The organism is Streptococcus suis, assembly GCF_029616525.1.
Lineage (GTDB): Bacteria > Bacillota > Bacilli > Lactobacillales > Streptococcaceae > Streptococcus > Streptococcus suis_AF.
Window position 1 is genome coordinate 1 of sequence record NZ_JANFME010000052.1, and the last position, 983, is coordinate 983.

The 983-nt window shown below is 39.9% G+C and carries 2 protein-coding genes; both read right to left on the minus strand.

Going from position 1 to position 983, the window contains the following annotated elements; genetic code table 11:
• On the minus strand, positions 1–551 hold a 551-nt coding region (locus NOL38_RS10385), incomplete at its 3' end, for a restriction endonuclease subunit S (RefSeq protein ID WP_277942086.1).
• 141 nt (positions 552–692) lie between these two features.
• The coding region (gene rhuM / locus NOL38_RS10390) for a RhuM family protein (protein WP_277942087.1) at positions 693–983 on the minus strand (291 nt) is incomplete at its 5' end.

Consider the following 983-nt stretch of genomic DNA (forward strand, 5'->3'; position numbering starts at 1 on the left):
AATTCTGTAACATATTCCGTGAATTTGTCAAGTAGAGCAACAATTTCTTTTTGAATTTTTAGGGGTGGGAGGGGGATTTGAAAAGTTCTCATCTTTGATAAAGAAATTATTGGAAAACTTCCCTCACTTATCCCTTTTTTCATATCATCACTAAGGACTTGCAAATAATAAAATAAAAATTTAATATCCAACTTCTCTCTATGTAAATTCTTAGGGATGACCGCAGTAATCTGTTGATTGCATAAAAATGGAACTGTTATGAGAGCAACCTCTCCAATCGTTGCAGTTGTCGAAACAATAAGAGAGTTGGCTGGAAATACTTTTCTGTTTTTAACAGCACCATCAGTAACATGTTGTATTGAATCAGAAAGAACACGACCATTTTTCCTAATGTCTTCCAGTCGAAACCATGGTACAGTTCCATTTTCCCAAAATTCTTTCTTAGCTTTTGAAGGCGTATAACCATTCTTTAATTCACAAACCTCCCCCAACTCTTTCCACTCAACTCCATTTGGACAGTAATCTTGTAGCATCTTTTCGATATAGTTCATACTAGCATCCTTTCATACGCCCACTTTGTCGTTGCAAGGAGGCAAAGTTATGAATTTGCCATATTTCCCACCTCAAACAGTCACTCCCCTGACTGTTTGAGCCATTAGAGCAGAGTTCAGCTATCATTTCTTCTATTTTGGTCATTTTTTCTCTCCCTCTTGAGCTGTTTTTTCTAGGTGTTTGATGTGGGCTAGGTAGTCTTTTTCGACTTGACTGAGGGTCTTGGCTTTATATTTTCGGTACTCTTGACTGACTTTTTCTGTCATCTGCTCGCGGGATATAGTTCCTGCATGGGTCAGGAGATCCTCACCCGTTGCCAGTAGAATCCGATCCACGTGCTGGATCCAATCTGCCATGGTCATGACAATCTGACGTTGGGCCTGCCTCTCGGCAAAGTCCAAATACCCCGATACCAACTGATTGAGACCTTG